Genomic DNA, 16,205 nt, shown 5'->3' with positions numbered 1-16,205 from the left:
TCAGCCTGCGCACCACGGCGGCAGGTCAACGAAAGCGTCAGGGAAAGTCAGGCGCGGGCCGTCTCGGTCAGTGCCGTGCGGCGTCGCCATTTCAGTGCCAGGCGTGGTCGGTAGAGGATCAGCACGTCGCACGCCAGTAGGTAGAACAGCATCATTCCCTGGAACAGCCCAGTCAGCGACTGCGGCAGGTTCAGGCTCATTTGCGCGTTCTCGCCGCCCAAGTACAGCAACGCCATCAGCAGGCCGGCTGCGAGGATGCCAATAGGATTGAGGCGACCGAGAAAGGCTACCGTGATCGCCGCAAAGCCATAGCCTGGCGATACCTGTGGCACCAGTTGACCGATCGGCCCGCTGACCTCGCTGACCCCGGCCAGACCCGCCAGGGCGCCGCTGATCAGCAACACCAGCCAGACCAGGCGTTTTTCGCGAAAGCCGACGAAGCCGGCCGCGCGCTGGTCGAGCCCCAACACCTTGATCTGAAAGCCCAGCAGGCTCTTGTGCAGCAGCACCCACACTGCCACCAGAGCCAGCAGCACGAAGTACAGGCCTACATGCAGACGGCCGTCGTCGAACAGTGCCGGCAGACGGCTGCTGTCGCCGAACATGGCCGATTGCGGGAAGCTGAAGCCCTGTGGATCTTTCAGCGGGCCATGCACCACGTACAGCAGCAGGTTCAGGGCGATGTAGTTGAGCATGATGGTGGTGAGGATTTCATTGGCATTGAAGTGCGTACGCAGCCAGGCGGCGAGCGCCCCCCACAAGGCGCCTGCCAGGCTGCCGGCCAGTAACACCCAGAGCAGTGCCCAGCGGCTTTCCCAGTCGATCAGCTGGATCGCCACGGCGCTCCCGGCCAGGGCGCCGATCAACAGTTGGCCTTCGGCGCCGATGTTCCAGATACGCGCCTGATAGGCGACCGCAAGACCCAAGGCACACAGCAGGATGGGCAGCGCCTTGAGCAGCAGTTCGGCGACCCCGTAGAGGTCGCTGATCGGCTCGATCAGCAAGGTGTGCAAGGTCGCCAGGGGGGCATGCCCCAGGGCGTCGAACAGTAGGGCCCCGCTCAGCAAGGTCAGTAAGCCTGCGAGCAGGGGCGAGAGCAGTAACATGGCACGCGATTGTTGGGCGCGAGGTTCGAGTGATAGCAACATGGCAGGGTCTCGTCAGGCAGCGTCTTGTGCGGTGTCGAACTGGCCGGCCATCCAGCCGCCGACCTCCACGGTATGGGTGTGCGCGGTGGCTTTGAGGGGCGACAGGCGTCCGCTGCACAGGGCGCCGATGCGGTCGCTGATCTGCAACAGTTCATCGAGGTCTTCAGAAATCACCAGGATCGCCGCCCCCGCATCGCGCAGGGCGATCAGTGCGCGGTGGATCGCCGCCGCGGCGCCGACGTCCACGCCCCAGGTCGGATGCGCCGCCACCAGCAGGCGGGGGTTTTGCAGGATCTCGCGGCCTAGGATGAATTTTTGCAGGTTGCCGCCGGACAGGCTGCGGGCCTGGGCCTGCGGGCCCGGCGTCTTCACGGCGAAACTCTGGATGATCTGTTCGGCCAGGGCCAGGACCTTGCCAGAGCGGATCAGGCCACGGCTGACCAGGCCTTGCTGAAAGGCCGTGAGCAGGGCGTTGTCGGTCAGGCTCATGTCGGGCACGGCGCCATGACCGAGACGTTCGGCAGGCACGAAGGCCAGGCCCAATGCGCGGCGGGCGTCCGGGTAGAGATGGGCCATGGGCTGGCCGTCCAGGGTGATGCGCTCGCGCTCGCCCGCGTTCAGACGGGTTTCGCCGCTGAGCAGTGCGAGCAACTCGTCCTGGCCATTACCCGCCACCCCGGCAATGCCTACGATCTCCCCGCAGCGCACCTCCAGGCGTAGGTGCTCGAACGACGCGCCGAACGGGTCGGGGTTGCGCCAGCTCAGGTCGTCCACCCGCAAGCGTGGCAGACCGCCGATACGCTTGGGGTAGCTCGCTTGCAGGCCTTCGGCATTGCCTACCATCAGCCGCGCCAGTTCCAAGTCGCTGCAGTGGGCCGGTTCGCAATGCCCGGAGACCCGCCCGGCACGCAGTACCGTGGCGTGGTGGCAAAGGCTGCGCACCTCGTTGAGCTTGTGGCTGATGAACAGGATGCTGCACCCCTCGGCGGCCAGCGCGCGCAGGGTAACGAACAGCTCATCGACTTCCTGGGGGGCGAGCACCGAGGTCGGTTCGTCGAGGATCAGCAGCTTGATCTGCTGCATCAGGCAGCGAACGATCTCTACCCGCTGGCGCTCGCCGATCGACAGGCTGTGGACCAGGCGCTGCGGGTCCAGGCCCATGCCGTAGCGCTGCGCAACGGCTTCGATACGCGGCGCCAGTTGTTGCGGCGTCCCGGCCTGCGCGCCCAAGGCCAGGGCAATGTTCTGTGCCACGGTGAGGGTTTCGAACAGCGAGAAGTGCTGGAACACCATGCCGATGCCCAGGCGCCGCGCTTGAGCCGGATCGCGGACCTGCAACGCTTCGCCTTCCCACAGCATCTGGCCGCTGTCTGGGCGGACGACGCCGTAGATGATCTTCATCAGGGTGCTTTTGCCGGCGCCGTTCTCACCGAGCAGGGCATGGATTTCACCGGGGGCGATGCGCAGGTCGATACGGTCGTTGGCCAGCGTACCGGGATAGCGTTTGCTGATGGCGCGCAGTTCCAGGCGAGGGCGGAGTTCGGACATGGGCTTGCTCGGGGTCAGAGTAGTGAGCAGCTTGCAAAGCAAAAATATGGCCAAGTGGTCAGATTTCTGCCCTGGGCCCGGTACGACAGGGTTTGGCGCTGGGCAGGGCAGGTACGCGGCAGTGGGTTTGGCGGCTGTGTGGCGCCAAACTGGGGCAGTGCATCGCCCTGCAAAGGCGCACGCCTTCGCGACGCAAGCGAGCGCCTGAACATGAATTTTTAGTTAGTGTGCTAATCAAGGCTTTGACATTAACTGCCTAAGCAGTAATATTTTTACACAAATGCTTGAGCGTACTGCCGATGCCCCATTTCACCCCGGAAAACTTCCAGACCTGCGCCATCGGCATGTTGCTCGGCCGCGCCGCGCTGCTGAAGGACCGCATCCTCGATTGGCACCTTGAAGCCGATGGCGTCACCGCCGCCCAGTTCAAGGTGTTGATCATCGTTACCCAGTACCAAGTCGATACCCCGGCCGAGCTATGTCGCTACCTCGGCCTGGACAGCGGTTCGATGACGCGCATGCTCGATCGCCTCGAGCAGAAGGGGCTGATCTTGCGTAACCGCTGCCCCGACGACCGCCGCCAGGTGCGCCTGGCGCTGACCGCCGACGGCCAGCGCCTGGCCGACCGCTTGCCGCAGGTCGGGGCGGCGGCGATGAACGAGCTGGTCGGTGTGCTGCAAGCCGACGAGTTGAAAACCCTCGAAGGCTTGCTGGCCAAGGTGCTGCTCAGTGCCGGCGACCCTCTGACGACCCGCCGTTTCGGCGATCGTTGATTCCAGTCACATATTTTCCAAGGTATTGGTCATGGCCACTTCCGCAGATACCCCCACCCCGGCGGCGACGCCGGACAACACGCGCAAGCGCAAGGCCTGGTTGCTCGGCCTGCTGCTGGTGCTGGTCCTCGCCGGTGCTGGCGCCTGGGCCTGGTACAGCCTGGTCGGGCGTTGGCATGAAAGCACCGACGATGCGTACGTCAATGGCAACGTGGTCGAGATCACCCCGTTGATCACTGGCACCGTGACCAGCATTGGTGCCGACGACGGTGACTTGGTGCAGGCCGGGCAGGTACTGTTGCAGTTCGACCCGGCTGACAGCCAGGTGGCGTTGCAGGCCGCCGAGGCCAAGCTCGCGCGCACCGTGCGTGAGGTCCGCGGCCTGTACAGCAACGTCGACTCGCTCAAGGCGCAGGTGCAAACCCGTCAGGCCGAGCTGCAAAAGGCCCAGCAGAACTACAACCGGCGCAAGGTGCTGGCCGACAGTGGTGCCATTGCCCAGGAAGAAATCGCCCATGCCCGCGATGACCTGAGCGTCGCCCAGGCAGCGCTCAACAGCGCTCGCCAGCAACTGGCGACCAGCACCGCGCTGATCGACGACACCGTGGTGTCCTCACACCCTGAGGTCATGGCGGCCGCCGCCGACGTGCGCCAGGCCTACCTCGATCACGCGCGTACCACCTTGGTCGCGCCGGTCACCGGTTATGTGGCCAAGCGTACCGTGCAGTTGGGCCAGCGCCTGCAACCTGGCACCGCGACCATGGCGGTAATCCCGCTGGATGAGGTGTGGGTGGACGCCAACTTCAAGGAAACCCAGCTGCGTGACATGCGCATTGGCCAGCCGGTGGAAATCACCGCTGACCTGTACGGCAGCGAGGTCAAGTACAGTGGTACTGTCGACAGCCTGGGGGCTGGCACCGGTAGCGCCTTCGCCCTGTTGCCTGCACAGAATGCCACGGGTAACTGGATCAAGATCGTGCAGCGTGTACCGGTGCGTATCCACCTGAACCCTGAGCAACTGAAGACCCACCCGCTGCGCATTGGCCTGTCCACCGTGGCCGAAGTCGATCTGCATGACCAGAGTGGTCCGGCCCTGGCCCAGCAACCGCCCCAGCAGGCCAGCTACACCACCCAGGTGTACGACCGTCAGTTGGCCGAGGCCGATGACCTGATCGCTCGGTTGATCCACGCCAACAGCGCCACTGGCAAGACGGCCGAGCGATGAGCCAGGCGGCCCCCGCACAGTTCACCCCGCCAAGCCTGCTGCTGACCACCATTGGCTTGTCGCTGGCGACGTTCATGCAGGTACTCGACACCACCATCGCCAACGTGGCGCTGCCGACCATTTCTGGCAACCTGGGGGTGAGTTACGAGCAGGGCACCTGGGTGATCACCTCGTTCGCGGTGAGTAACGCCATCGCCTTGCCGCTGACCGGCTGGTTAAGCCGCCGTTTCGGTGAGGTGAAGCTGTTCATCTGGGCCACGCTGCTCTTCGTGCTGGCCTCTTTCCTGTGCGGTATCGCCCAGTCGATGCCGGCACTGGTGGGCTTTCGCGTGCTGCAAGGCGTGGTGGCGGGGCCGTTGTACCCGATGACCCAGACGCTGCTGATCGCGGTGTATCCGCCCGCCAAGCGCGGCATGGCGCTGGCACTACTGGCGATGGTCACGGTCGTGGCGCCGATTGCCGGGCCGATTCTCGGCGGCTGGATCACCGACAGCTACAGTTGGCCGTGGATCTTCTTCATCAATGTGCCGATTGGCTTGTTCGCCGCTGCCGTGGTGCGCCAGCAGATGCGTGCCCGGCCCGTGCTCACCAGCCGCCAGCCGATGGACTACATCGGCCTGTTGACGTTGATCGTCGGCGTCGGGGCCTTGCAGGTGGTGTTGGACAAAGGCAACGACCTGGATTGGTTCGAGTCGTCGTTCATCGTCATCGGCTCGATCATTTCGGTAGTGTTCCTGGCGATTTTCATTATCTGGGAACTGACCGACCGCCATCCGGTGGTGAACCTGCGGTTGTTCGTACACCGCAACTTCCGGGTCGGTACGCTGGTGTTAGTCGGCGGCTACTCGGGTTTTTTCGGCATCAACTTGATTCTGCCCCAATGGTTGCAGACGCAGATGGGCTACACCGCGACCTGGGCGGGCCTGGCGGTCGCGCCGATTGGGCTGCTGCCGGTAATCCTCTCGCCGTTCGTGGGCAAGTATGCGCACCGTTTCGACCTGCGCCTGCTGGCGGGTATCGCGTTCCTGGCAATCGGTACCAGTTGTTTCCTGCGCGCGGGCTTCACCAGTGAGGTGGACTTCGCCCATGTTGCCTTGGTGCAGCTGTTCATGGGGATTGGTGTGGCGCTGTTCTTCATGCCGACCTTGAGCATCCTGTTGTCTGACCTGCCCCCGCAACAGATTGCCGATGGCTCGGGGTTGGCGACCTTCTTGCGCACCTTGGGCGGGAGTTTTGCGGCCTCGCTGACGACCTGGATCTGGATTCGCCGGGCTGACCAGCATCACGCCTACCTGAGCGAGCACATCAGCACCTTCGATCCGGTGACCCGGCATACCCTCGAACAGCTCGGCGGGGCGGGGCCGCAGCAGTATGCGCAGCTGGAGCAGATCCTCAATGGCCAGGCGTACATGATGTCGACGGTGGATTACTTCATGTTGCTGACCTGGGTATTCGCCGGGCTGATTGTGTTGGTGTGGTTTGCCAAGCCGCCGTTCACCGCCAAGGCGGGAGCAGGGGCGGCGGGGCATTGAGGTGTGTGGGTGAGGCTTGAGCGCCCAGGTTCGAGCCCACTCACGCATCGGGCACATTCCAAATCATGGCCATTTCCCATAACCTTGTAGGCCTTCTCCAGTCATATGGCAGGCTCATGGAAAAGGTCATCGTCATCACCGGCGCCAGCCGCGGCATCGGCGCCGCAACTGCGTTGCTGGCAGCGCAACAGGGTTATCGCATCTGCATCAACTACCACACCGATGACCAGGCCGCCGAGCTCGTCCTGGGCCAGGTCCGCGCGCTCGGCGCGACGGCCATCGCGGTGCGCGCCGACGTCAGCGTCGAGGATGAGGTGCAGCAGTTGTTCCAGCGTGTCGATCACGAGCTGGGCCAGGTCACGGCGCTGGTCAACAATGCCGCTACCATCGCCCACCAGAGCCGCGTCGAGGACATGTCCGAGTTCCGTCTGCTCAAGGTGATGAAGACCAATGTGGTCGGGCCGATGCTCTGCACCAAGCATGCCCTGCTGCGCATGGCGCGCCGTCACGGCGGGCAGGGCGGGGCGATCGTGAATGTCTCGTCCGTGGCCGCACGCTTAGGCTCGCCCAATGAGTATGTCGACTACGCCGCCTCCAAAGGTGCGATCGATACCTTCACCGTGGGCCTGGCCAAGGAAGTGGCGGGCGAGGGCGTGCGTGTGAACGGTGTGCGCCCAGGCTATATCCATACCGACTTCCATGCCCTCAGTGGCGATGCAGATCGTGTCACCAAGCTTGAGTCAGGACTGCCTATGGGCCGGGGTGGACGCCCGGAAGAAGTGGCCGAGGCGATCCTGTGGCTGTTGTCGGACAAAGCGTCTTATTCCACGGGTAGCTTCATCGACCTAGGCGGGGGTCGCTGACCTTGCCTGCGCCCAACGGCCCGGCAATACCTTCGCGTCAGCGTTGGTAATCGGCTGGCTCACTGACCGAGCAGACGGCGAGCGCAGGCCAGCAGGCTGTCCAGCGCGAAAGGCTTGCCGATACTGGCCATGGCGTCTGTCAACGAAAAATCCGCCAACGCCTGGGCGTGGTCATAGCCGGTGGTGAACAGCACCCGCAAGTGCGGATAGAGCGCCGTGGCGGCGAGGGCCAACTGGCGCCCGTCCAGCACCCCAGGCAAGCCGATATCGGTGATCAGCAAGTCCGGGGTGACGCCTTCTTGCAGGGCTTTGAGGGCGGTGTCTGCGGTTTCGAAGGTGTCTACTTGATAGCCTTGATCGTGCAGCAGTTCTGCGATCACCAGGCGTAGCGTCTGCTGGTTTTCGACCACCATGACCTGGCACGCCCCAAGCCTTGCGGGCGGCGTCGGCATAGGCTCGGGAGCGGGCGGCTGTGCGCTTGTGTCGCTGGTATGCCTGGGCAGATAGAGGTGGACCTGGGTGCCTAGTCCCTGGCGCGAGTGAATGTGCAGTTGTCCACCCGACTGGCGCACGAAACCATAGACCATCGACAGCCCCAGCCCTGTGCCCTGGCCAAGCGGTTTGGTGGTGAAGAACGGTTCAAGAACACGTGCCGAGACTGCCGGGTCCATGCCCGTGCCGTTGTCGAGCACCTTCAGTTGCACATAGTCGCCGGCAGGCAGTTGCAATGTTTCGCCCTGGGCCTGGGACAGCGTCACGTTTGCGCAACTGAGGGTCAAGATGCCCCCGGCGGGCATCGCATCGCGTGCATTGATGCACAGGTTGAGCACTGCGTTTTCCAGTTGCGAGGGGTCAACGCGGGTCAGCCACTGATCGGCCATGGTCAAATCCAACCATTGGATATGCTCGCCCAAGGAGGTCAGGATCAGCGGGCGCATACCGGCCACTAGCGTGTGAATATCGGTGGGGCAGGGTTGCAGGGTCTGGTGCCTGGCGAAGGTCAGCAAGCGTTTGACCAGTTGACTGGCGCGTGCGGTGTTCTGTTGGGCGATGTCCAGCAGATCGGCTGCTTCGCTGCCGCGGCCCTGGGCCAGGCGCAGGTTGGCCAGTTCCAGTGCGCCACCGATGCTCCCCAGCAGGTTGTTGAAATCGTGGGCGATGCCACCGGTCAGTTGGCCTACGGCTTCCATTTTCTGAGCGTTACGCAGGGCCTGCTCGGTTTCGCGCAAGCGGTTCTGCTCGACGATGCGCTCGGAGATATCGTAGGCGAAGAGGTACGCCCCGAGCCTATTGCCCAGGCTGTCGCGCAAGATGTTGAAGCGCATCTCGAAGTGGCGCTCGGTGGGCGGCAACTGGATGGTGAGGTTCTCGACGAATACTTCGCCTGCCAGCGCTCGCTCCCAGAGCGCCAATAGCTGTGCCTTGGCGACGGGGAAAATGGCCGGGTAATCGCGCAAACAGTCGCCGAACGCCGGCACTGGCAGGCCCAGCCCCATGAAGGTCTGACGCGCTGTGCGGTTTATCGCCAGCAGGCGCATGTCCATGTCGACCACCGTGACGTTGGCCAGGCTGCTGTCGACCAACTGGGCGAACAGCGTCCGTCCGTCCAGCGCTTGGTCGACCTGCTGCCCCAACTGTTGGTTGAGTTGCTGCCGCCCGGCTTGGGTTTGCAGCGTATCGCTACTCTCGTGGAACAGCACCGCCATGTGTCGGGCACTGGCCGGCTCCAGGCGGTAAATCGTGATCGACAGGTCGCGCCCGGTCGCCTGCAGGCGTTGCTCGACATGCTTGGGTTGGCCGCTTTGCAGTACCGAGGCGTAGTGTCCGAGCCAGGCCCCGGCCTCGCTTGGCAGGGTTTCGCGCAGGGTTTGTCCGACGATCTTGCGCAAGCCGGTGTGCCGGGTGCAGGCCGCGTTGGCGTAGACGTAACGGTAATCACTGAGCGGGCCGTGGGGGCCGTCTATCAACTCGACGATGCAAAAGCCTTCGGCCATGTGCTCACTCAGCCACGCGAGGCGTTGGGACGCGTGCTCGGCCTCGGCGTCTGGCGTCTGCCAGACGGGGTGGTCAGTGTCGGGCATGATTTGGATCCAAGGGGCGAAGTGTTCACTATAGTCAGTCGCCCAGCGGCCCGCACGCTGTTGTTCAGAAAGAGCGCACGATCCTGCCCAGCGTTTCCATGGCCTGTTCGGCGCCTGTGTTCCATGGGCTGCCGTAGTTCAGACGGATACAGTTGCCGAAGCGCCGGGCAGGCGAGAAGATCGGTCCTGGCGCGATGCTGATACCCTGGGCCAGGGCCATGTGGAACAGTTTGAGGGCATCCATTTGTTCGGGTAGTTCCAGCCACAGGAAATAGCCGCCCGAGGGTTGGCTGACCCGGGTCTGGGCCGGGAAATGCCGGGTGATGGCGGCGAGCATGTTGGCCTGTTGGCCTTCGAGCGCGTAACGTAGCTTGCGCAGGTGACGGTCGTAGCCGCCATGCTGCAGGTAATCGGCAATCGCCGCCTGGGCTGGCATCGAGGCGCACAGCGAGGTCATCAGCTTGAGCCGTTCGATCTTTTGCGCGAAGCGCCCAGCAGCGACCCAGCCGATGCGGTAGCCCGGCGCCAGGCTCTTGGCAAACGAGCCGCAGTGCATCACTAGTCCATCGCGGTCGAACGCCTTGGCAGGTTTGGGTGCCTGTTGAGCGTAGTACAGCTCGGCATAGACATCGTCTTCGATCAGCGGCACCTGATGCTGGCGCAGCAGGTCGACCAGTTGCTGTTTCTTGGCCTCGGGCATGCTGGCGCCCATCGGGTTCTGGAAGTTGGTCATGCACCACACGGCCTTGACCGGATGCTTGTCCAGGGTTTGCGCAAGCACGCCCAGGTCCATGCCCTCACGCGGGTGCACGGGGATTTCCACGGCCTTGAGCTTCAGGCGTTCGAGCACTTGCAGGCAGGCGTAGAACGCCGGGGCTTCGATGGCCACCAAGTCGCCTGGCTGGGTCACCGCTTGCAGGCACAGGTTCAGTGCCTCCAACGCGCCGTTGGTGATCAGCAGTTCCTCCATGGGCAGCATCAAACCGCCAACCATGTAGCGCAGGGCGATCTGACGGCGCAATTGCGGGTTGCCCGGTGACAGATCGGTGACCACCATGCGCGGGTCCATGGCGCGGCTGGCGCTGGCCAGTGAGCGTGCCAGGCGTTGCAGTGGAAACAGCGTCGGGCTGGGGAAGGCCGAGCCGAACGGTATGGTGTGCGGATCCTTGATCGAATCGAGGATGGAGAACACCAGGTCGCTGACATCCACATCGGTGGACTCGCCCGCCGGGACTTGGGCGGCAGGCTCGCCGATGGGCCTGGGGGTATGGGCGTTGACGAAGTAGCCCGAGCGCGGCCGCGCACGGATCAGGCCGCGACGCTCAAGCAGGTAGTAGGCCTGGAACACCGTGGAGGGGCTGACCCCGTGGGTCTGGCTGGCATAGCGTACCGACGGCACGCGCTGGCCGGGGCCGAGCACCCCGGTGCGGATCAGTTCGGCGATGTCATCGGCGAAGCGTTCGTAGCGTTTCATGGTGATCCGTGCAGTCAAGGATGGCGTGAGTGTATAGGGATCAGCGGTTCAGCGGCGCGACGAAACGGCTCTGGGCGCTGCTGCGGATATCGGGCTCGTCGCTGCCCTGGATCTGGAAGGTCAGCGTCTGCGCGCTGCTGCTCGGCCGCTCGGCCAGCAGTGCCACTGAGACGGGCCACTCGCTCATCTCGCCGGCGGCCAGGGTGAAGGTGGTGCGCCCGTGCAGGACGAAACCGTCGGCATCCAATAGGCGCAATTGGTACTGCTGCGGCTGCGAGGTTTTGTTGATGACCTTGAGCAGGTAGATGTTCTCGATCTGCCCCAGGGCATTCTCGCGAAACAGGCCACGGTCCTTGATCACATCCAGCGATACCATCGGACGCAGGTGCAATGCCAGTATCAGGGCGCCGATCATCACCGTCAGCGCCGCCGCGTAGCCCAGCAGGCGAGGGCGTAGCCAACGGGTCACGCCGCCTTGCAACTGGCGCTCGGATTTGTAGCCGATCAGGCCGCCGGCGTAGCCCATCTTGTCCATCACCTGATCGCAAGCATCGATGCAGGCCGCGCAGCCGATACAGGCCATCTGCAAGCCTTGGCGAATGTCGATGCCGGTCGGGCACACCTGCACGCACAAGGTACAGTCGATGCAGTCGCCCAGGCCCTGGCGGCGTGGGTCGCTGCCTTTCTTGCGTGGGCCACGGGCCTCGCCGCGGCCAGGGTCGTAAGCGACCGCCAGGGTGTCCTGATCGAACATCACGCCCTGGAAGCGTGCGTACGGGCACATGTGCAGGCATACCGCCTCGCGCAGCCAGCCGGCATTCAGGTAGGTGGCGGTGGTGAAGAACAGCACCCAGAACAAGGCCACACCGTCCAGTTGCAAGTTCAGTAGCTCAGTTGCCAGCGGGCGGATCGGAGTGAAGTATCCGACGAAGGTCAGGCCAGTCAGCAGGCCAATGGCCAGCCAAAGCGTGTGCTTGAGGCCGCGTTGTGCGAGCTTGCGCAGGCTCCAGGGCGCTGCGGCCAATTTGATGCGCTGGTTGCGATCGCCTTCGATGACTTTTTCGCACCACATGAACAGCCAGGTCCAGGTGCTCTGAGGGCAGCTGTAGCCGCACCACACACGCCCGGCGAACACAGTGACGGCGAACAGGCCGAAGGCACAGATGATCAGCAGCGCCGAGAGCAGGATGAAGTCCTGTGGCCAGAAGGTTGCGCCAAAGATGTGGAACTTGCTCTCGGCCAGGTCCCAGAGCACAGCCTGGCGACCGTTCCATTGCAGCCATGCGGTGCCGAAGAACAGCGCGAACAGCAGCCCGGCGAAGCGGATGCGCAGAGTGCGGAACAGGCCGCTGAAACTGCGCGTATGGATCGCACCGTCGGGGATGTGCCGGCTCTTGTCAGCGGCGGGTGTTATGTCAATGACGTGCAGGGGGAGGCGGTCGCTCATGGTTCATCGCTCATCAGGCCTCGATCAGGCCTGGGCACTATGGGCGGCCATCTGTTTTCAGCACAGACTCAGTTATCAGGAGAAAAACCGTATCAGATGCTCGGGCCTGGCGGTACAGGCCTTCGCAGGCAACGCCTGCGACCATTCACCGCAGTACTCTGCGGGTGCAAGTGTGTCAGCCGACGGGTTGGTGTGGAGAGGGCATTGGGGGAGGAAGTGAATGCCGGAAAGCACTGAGGGGAGCCGAAGCTCCCCTCAAAGCGTTGTTGCCTGCTCTTTTCTTATTATTGGAGATCAGCTTTTTGTTGTTTTTGTAAGCCTTGATCTCGGTAATGCGGGGCCCCTAACCGGGGCCAAGAGCAAACGTATTTTTTTGAGCGCTGACCTGCATTCATCCCGAAGGATCCAAGCGTGACTGTCGCTACCTTGCAGGTAGTTTTATTGTTCTGTGTCACGTCGCGGGGCGAACCCCTGAAAAGCCTGTCGACTCCAAAAAAATCTGCTTGCTACGCCTCTGCCGTGTTGTTCTTGTTATGTCAGAGCCGTTACCTGTTGTTTTTATTGGGTATCGCGTTTTTTGTTTTTGTTGTGCAAGAGATAAAGCAGGGGCCGTGCCAACTTTTGAAAATTCTTTAAAATCAATGGCTTGATAAGAAATCGTAAAATGTGAGCCCCTGAAATTTTATCGATTTGTTTCCCTGTTACCCGATTTTTCGCTGTCGACCGTGGGGGCGGTAACACTTCACCCACAGTCATGTGACAAGAGTGTGAATCACGCTGAGCTGCGTGCCCGCGCCACTCGCGATGCGCTGGTACGCCCCAGTACCTGGCTGATACGCAGGCCAGCAGCAATTAGTCGGTCGAGGTCGATACCGGTGTCGATGCCTAGCCCTTGCAGCAGGTACAGCACATCCTCGGTGGCGATGTTGCCGGTGGCCCCCTTGGCGTAAGGGCAGCCCCCGAGTCCTGCGACTGAGCTGTCAAATACCGCGATGCCTTCGAGCAGGCTGGCATACACGTTGGCCAGGGCCTGGCCGTAGGTGTCGTGGAAGTGTCCTGCCAACTGCGTGCGTGGCACCTCCTTACCCACCATCTCGAACAACCGGCGCGTATCGCCCGCCGTGCCGGTGCCGATGGTGTCGCCCAGCGACACTTCGTAGCAGCCCATCTGGTGCAGAGCGCGGGCCACAGGGGCGACCTGCTCGGCCTTGACGAACCCCTCGTAAGGACAGCCCAGCACGCACGAGACATAACCGCGCACCCGTACCTCGTGCCTGCGGGCCGCTTCCATGATCGGTTCGAAGCGCTTGAGGCTGTCACTGATCGAGCAGTTGATATTGCGCTGCGAGAACGCCTCGGACGCGGCAGCGAACACCGCTACCTCCTTGACCCCCGCCGCCAAGGCATCTTCGAAACCACGTAGGTTGGGGGCCAGTGCGGCGTAGGTCACGCCAGGGCGCTGCTGGATGCCAGCGAACACCTCGGCCGAGCCGGCCATTTGCGGGACCCACTTGGGTGAGACGAAACTGCCCACCTCGATGTATTGCAGTCCTGCCTCGGTGAGGTCGTCCACCAGGCGCACCTTGTCGGCGACGCTGATGGGCTGGGCTTCGTTCTGCAGGCCGTCGCGCGGGCCGACTTCGACCAGACGGACTTTTTCGGGCAATGACATGGCGGGGTTCCTGTGGCGGATCAACGGTGATGAGGCTGTTTGTTCTGCGTGGCGGCCAGGGCCTGCTCGCAGCGTTCCTGCGCGGTGTCTAGCTCAAGGTGCATCTGCTGGATATCGAGCATCTGCTGCTCCAGTTGCGCGCGCCGCTCGGCGATCTTGGCGAGCATGCTGGTGAGCTGCTTGAGGTTGCCGCCGCTAGGGTCGTACAGGGCGATCAACTCGCGGCACTCGGCCAGGGAGAAGCCAATGCGTTTGCCGCGCAGGATCAGCTTGAGGGTGACCTTGTCGCGGGCTGAGTAGATGCGCTCCAGGCCACGCCGTTGCGGGCTGAGCAAACCCTGCTCTTCATAGAAGCGTATGGCCCGGGTGGTGATGTCCAGCTCGCGGGACAGGTCGGAGATGCTGTAGGTCTGGCTGGTCATGGCGCGGCTCGAAGAGGGAATGGCGCTAACCTAAAGCGCGCTTGACGTAAACGTCAAGCGAGTGTTGTCGCTAGCGGGCTGCACCTTGCGTATGCAAGGCTTTGCTTACTTCGGCCTCAATCTTGTAGGCCGGCGCTTCGAGGTCGTCGTAGTTGCGCGTGTAGCGGCGGGCGAACTCCTCGACGCCTAGCGTCTGGTACTGCTCCACGTGCTTGAGTTCGTGGGCCCACAGCGCCACATTGTCCTCGGCATCGCTGCGGCGTCGGAAAATCACGGTGTCGATCAGGGTCACGGCGTTCACATCAGGGTTTTGCAGCAGCGCGTTGGCGGCGCTGATCTGTTGTTCATCGCCGACCCGGTAGCGCGCCGCGTCCAGCACAGCGAAGTCGTACCACGGTTCGAGCTGGGCACGGATGTGCAGCGGAATCGGTTGTGTGCCATTGGCCGTGGCCTCGTCGCGGGCCTGGCGCAGGGCAAACACCAGGCTAGCGGTGGCCATGTTCTCGACATCCTTGAACACCTCGCCGGGCTGACCATCGCCCACTGGCATACAGAAGCACACCACCACGCAGGCCTGGTATTGCCCAGCCGGGCAGACGTTGTCGGCCAGTGCGGGAGCGGTCAGCACTAGCCCGAACAGGGCGTTAATCCATTTCATCGAGCACCTTGTCGACCAGCGCGCGGCTGGCTTCCAGCACTTGCGCCTGTACCGGCTCGTTGGCCAGCATGCGCCCTACCACCAGTGCACCAACGCATTGGCTGATCAACGCCCAGGCCAGTTGCGGGTCGTTCAGGGTTGTGCTCCAGGACCTGTGCAGTTGCACCAGCCAGTGTTCGGCTTCTTCCCGTACTGGACGTTGGGCGCGGGCAATCTCCACGCCCAAGGGAGGCAGCGGGCAACCGCCTTCAGGATTGTGCAGGTGAGCAAGCGAGAGGTACTGCTCAAGCAGGCGTTTCAGGCGTTGGCGGTCGACGTTGCCGCGTGCCAGCGGGCTGTTGCTCAGTTCGCGACGAACCACTTCGGTGAACAGGTCGTCCTTGGACGGGAAGTGGTTGTAGAACGCGCCTGCGGTGAGGCCGACCGCCTTCATCAGCCCGGCCACCCCGGTGCTGGAAAAACCGCCGCGCTTGGCAAGCGCACCGCTGCTGGCCAGCAGGCGCTCGCGGGTTTGTTGCTTGTGTTCGCTGGAGTAACGCATGGATCACCTGGCTTGACGATGGCGTGATCGTAGCATAGCGTTCGTTTACTAAACGATCATTTATCAATGGGGCAGTCCATGGCAGAACAACAAAAGGTCGTACTGGTGGTGGGGGCGGGGGATGCGACCGGGGGCGAGATCGCCAAGCGCTTTGCCCGCGAGGGGTACATCGCCTGCGTCACCCGGCGTCAGGCCGACAAGTTGCAACCGTTGGTGGAGCAAATCCGCGCAACTGGCGGGCAGGCATATGGCTTTGGTTCCGATGCGCGCAAGGAGGATGAGGTGGCCGATTTGATCGAGACCATCGAGCGCGATATCGGCCCGATCGAGGCGTTCGTCTTCAATATTGGCGCCAACGTGCCGTGCAGCATCCTCGACGAAACGCCGCGCAAGTATTTCAAGATCTGGGAAATGGCCTGTTTCGCCGGATTTCTGAACGCCCAGGCCGTGGCCCGGCGCATGCTACAGCGCGGGCGCGGTACGTTGTTGTTCACCGGTGCCACCGCCGGCACGCGTGGTGCAGCGGGCTTTGCCGCATTCGCCGGAGCCAAGCATGCCTTGCGTGCGTTAGCCCAGAGCATGGCCCGGGAGCTGGGGCCACGCAACATCCACGTGGCCCATGTGCTAGTGGATGGGGCCATCGACACGGCGTTCATCCGCGACAGCTTCCCCGAGCGCTACGCACTGAAAGACCAGGACGGCATCCTCGACCCCGCGCACATCGCAGACAGCTACTGGTACCTGCACAGCCAGCCGCGCGATGCCTGGACCTTCGAACTCGACCTGCGCCCTTGGATGGAGCGTTGGTGAGCGCGGCCCAG

Annotated in this window: 14 protein-coding genes; 5 read left to right on the top strand and 9 right to left on the bottom strand. The window is 63.2% G+C overall.

Annotated features, from left to right (window positions below; translation table 11 throughout):
• Positions 1–47: 47 nt before the first annotated feature.
• On the bottom strand, positions 48–1,148 hold the full coding sequence (locus tag ACNFIC_RS20540) for an ABC transporter permease (RefSeq protein ID WP_138218108.1): 1,101 nt from the start codon (positions 1,146–1,148) through the stop codon (positions 48–50).
• A gap of 12 nt (positions 1,149–1,160) precedes the next feature.
• The gene (locus ACNFIC_RS20535; RefSeq protein ID WP_416781778.1) at positions 1,161–2,696 is read right to left on the bottom strand and encodes an ABC transporter ATP-binding protein; all 1,536 of its coding nucleotides are present in this window, start codon (positions 2,694–2,696) and stop codon (positions 1,161–1,163) included.
• A gap of 299 nt (positions 2,697–2,995) precedes the next feature.
• Here ACNFIC_RS20535 and ACNFIC_RS20530 point away from each other — a divergent pair, with 299 nt between their 5' ends.
• From ACNFIC_RS20530 to ACNFIC_RS20515, 4 genes are all read left to right on the top strand, one after another.
• Positions 2,996–3,469: a MarR family winged helix-turn-helix transcriptional regulator gene (locus tag ACNFIC_RS20530; protein WP_138218106.1), complete on the top strand. Its 474-nt coding sequence runs from the start codon at positions 2,996–2,998 to the stop codon at positions 3,467–3,469.
• A 31-nt stretch (positions 3,470–3,500) separates the two neighbouring features.
• Positions 3,501–4,694, top strand: coding sequence for an HlyD family efflux transporter periplasmic adaptor subunit (locus tag ACNFIC_RS20525; RefSeq protein ID WP_138218105.1), 1,194 nt, complete (start codon positions 3,501–3,503; stop codon positions 4,692–4,694).
• Positions 4,691–6,226, top strand: a complete 1,536-nt coding sequence (locus ACNFIC_RS20520; protein WP_416781777.1) for a DHA2 family efflux MFS transporter permease subunit — start codon at positions 4,691–4,693, stop codon at positions 6,224–6,226. Before ACNFIC_RS20525 ends, ACNFIC_RS20520 begins: the two co-directional genes overlap by 4 nt.
• Positions 6,227–6,342: 116 nt before the next feature.
• Positions 6,343–7,089, top strand: coding sequence for an SDR family oxidoreductase (locus ACNFIC_RS20515; RefSeq protein ID WP_416781776.1), 747 nt, complete (start codon positions 6,343–6,345; stop codon positions 7,087–7,089).
• A gap of 59 nt (positions 7,090–7,148) precedes the next feature.
• On the opposite strand, the gene ACNFIC_RS20510 is transcribed toward ACNFIC_RS20515, so the two are convergent.
• The 7 genes from ACNFIC_RS20510 to ACNFIC_RS20480 all read right to left on the bottom strand — a co-directional run bounded on the left by ACNFIC_RS20510 (position 7,149) and on the right by ACNFIC_RS20480 (position 15,384).
• Complete coding sequence (locus tag ACNFIC_RS20510; protein WP_416781775.1) at positions 7,149–9,170, bottom strand: ATP-binding protein; 2,022 nt, start codon at positions 9,168–9,170, stop codon at positions 7,149–7,151.
• 64 nt (positions 9,171–9,234) lie between these two features.
• Positions 9,235–10,644, bottom strand: coding sequence for a GntR family transcriptional regulator MpaR (mapR, locus tag ACNFIC_RS20505; RefSeq protein ID WP_138218101.1), 1,410 nt, complete (start codon positions 10,642–10,644; stop codon positions 9,235–9,237).
• A 40-nt stretch (positions 10,645–10,684) separates the two neighbouring features.
• Positions 10,685–12,091: a cytochrome c oxidase accessory protein CcoG gene (gene ccoG, locus ACNFIC_RS20500; protein WP_138218100.1), complete on the bottom strand. Its 1,407-nt coding sequence runs from the start codon at positions 12,089–12,091 to the stop codon at positions 10,685–10,687.
• Positions 12,092–12,863: 772 nt separating this feature from the next.
• Positions 12,864–13,763: a hydroxymethylglutaryl-CoA lyase gene (locus tag ACNFIC_RS20495; RefSeq protein ID WP_416781774.1), complete on the bottom strand. Its 900-nt coding sequence runs from the start codon at positions 13,761–13,763 to the stop codon at positions 12,864–12,866.
• A 20-nt stretch (positions 13,764–13,783) separates the two neighbouring features.
• The gene (locus ACNFIC_RS20490) at positions 13,784–14,185 is read right to left on the bottom strand and encodes a MerR family transcriptional regulator (protein WP_138218097.1); all 402 of its coding nucleotides are present in this window, start codon (positions 14,183–14,185) and stop codon (positions 13,784–13,786) included.
• A gap of 70 nt (positions 14,186–14,255) precedes the next feature.
• On the bottom strand, positions 14,256–14,843 hold the full coding sequence (locus ACNFIC_RS20485) for a DUF4157 domain-containing protein (RefSeq protein WP_138218096.1): 588 nt from the start codon (positions 14,841–14,843) through the stop codon (positions 14,256–14,258).
• Entirely contained in the window at positions 14,830–15,384 is a 555-nt protein-coding gene (locus tag ACNFIC_RS20480; RefSeq protein ID WP_416781773.1) for a TetR/AcrR family transcriptional regulator, read from the bottom strand. The genes ACNFIC_RS20485 and ACNFIC_RS20480 overlap by 14 nt, the downstream gene beginning before the upstream one ends.
• A 78-nt stretch (positions 15,385–15,462) precedes the next feature.
• On the opposite strand from ACNFIC_RS20480, the gene ACNFIC_RS20475 reads away from it, so the two are divergent.
• Complete coding sequence (locus tag ACNFIC_RS20475) at positions 15,463–16,194, top strand: SDR family oxidoreductase (RefSeq protein ID WP_416781772.1); 732 nt, start codon at positions 15,463–15,465, stop codon at positions 16,192–16,194.
• The last annotated feature ends 11 nt before the right edge of the window (positions 16,195–16,205 follow it).

It is taken from the genome of Pseudomonas sp. NY15463 (assembly GCF_048068415.1).
Classification (GTDB): domain Bacteria; phylum Pseudomonadota; class Gammaproteobacteria; order Pseudomonadales; family Pseudomonadaceae; genus Aquipseudomonas; species Aquipseudomonas mosselii_C.
Note: the sequence above shows the minus strand (reverse complement) of the source record. Positions and strands in the feature narration are given on the sequence as shown.

Excerpts from the sequence above, each read along its gene's own strand:
- ACNFIC_RS20540 (WP_138218108.1), bottom strand. The coding sequence starts at position 1,148 with ATGTTGCTATCACTCGAACCTCGCGCCCAACAATCGCGTGCCATGTTA.
- ACNFIC_RS20535 (WP_416781778.1), bottom strand. The coding sequence starts at position 2,696 with ATGTCCGAACTCCGCCCTCGCCTGGAACTGCGCGCCATCAGCAAACGC.
- ACNFIC_RS20530 (WP_138218106.1), top strand. The coding sequence starts at position 2,996 with ATGCCCCATTTCACCCCGGAAAACTTCCAGACCTGCGCCATCGGCATG.
- ACNFIC_RS20525 (WP_138218105.1), top strand. The coding sequence starts at position 3,501 with ATGGCCACTTCCGCAGATACCCCCACCCCGGCGGCGACGCCGGACAAC.
- ACNFIC_RS20520 (WP_416781777.1), top strand. The coding sequence starts at position 4,691 with ATGAGCCAGGCGGCCCCCGCACAGTTCACCCCGCCAAGCCTGCTGCTG.
- ACNFIC_RS20515 (WP_416781776.1), top strand. The coding sequence starts at position 6,343 with ATGGAAAAGGTCATCGTCATCACCGGCGCCAGCCGCGGCATCGGCGCC.
- ACNFIC_RS20510 (WP_416781775.1), bottom strand. The coding sequence starts at position 9,170 with ATGCCCGACACTGACCACCCCGTCTGGCAGACGCCAGACGCCGAGGCC.
- mapR (WP_138218101.1), bottom strand. The coding sequence starts at position 10,644 with ATGAAACGCTACGAACGCTTCGCCGATGACATCGCCGAACTGATCCGC.
- ccoG (WP_138218100.1), bottom strand. The coding sequence starts at position 12,091 with ATGAGCGACCGCCTCCCCCTGCACGTCATTGACATAACACCCGCCGCT.
- ACNFIC_RS20495 (WP_416781774.1), bottom strand. The coding sequence starts at position 13,763 with ATGTCATTGCCCGAAAAAGTCCGTCTGGTCGAAGTCGGCCCGCGCGAC.
- ACNFIC_RS20490 (WP_138218097.1), bottom strand. The coding sequence starts at position 14,185 with ATGACCAGCCAGACCTACAGCATCTCCGACCTGTCCCGCGAGCTGGAC.
- ACNFIC_RS20485 (WP_138218096.1), bottom strand. The coding sequence starts at position 14,843 with ATGAAATGGATTAACGCCCTGTTCGGGCTAGTGCTGACCGCTCCCGCA.
- ACNFIC_RS20480 (WP_416781773.1), bottom strand. The coding sequence starts at position 15,384 with ATGCGTTACTCCAGCGAACACAAGCAACAAACCCGCGAGCGCCTGCTG.
- ACNFIC_RS20475 (WP_416781772.1), top strand. The coding sequence starts at position 15,463 with ATGGCAGAACAACAAAAGGTCGTACTGGTGGTGGGGGCGGGGGATGCG.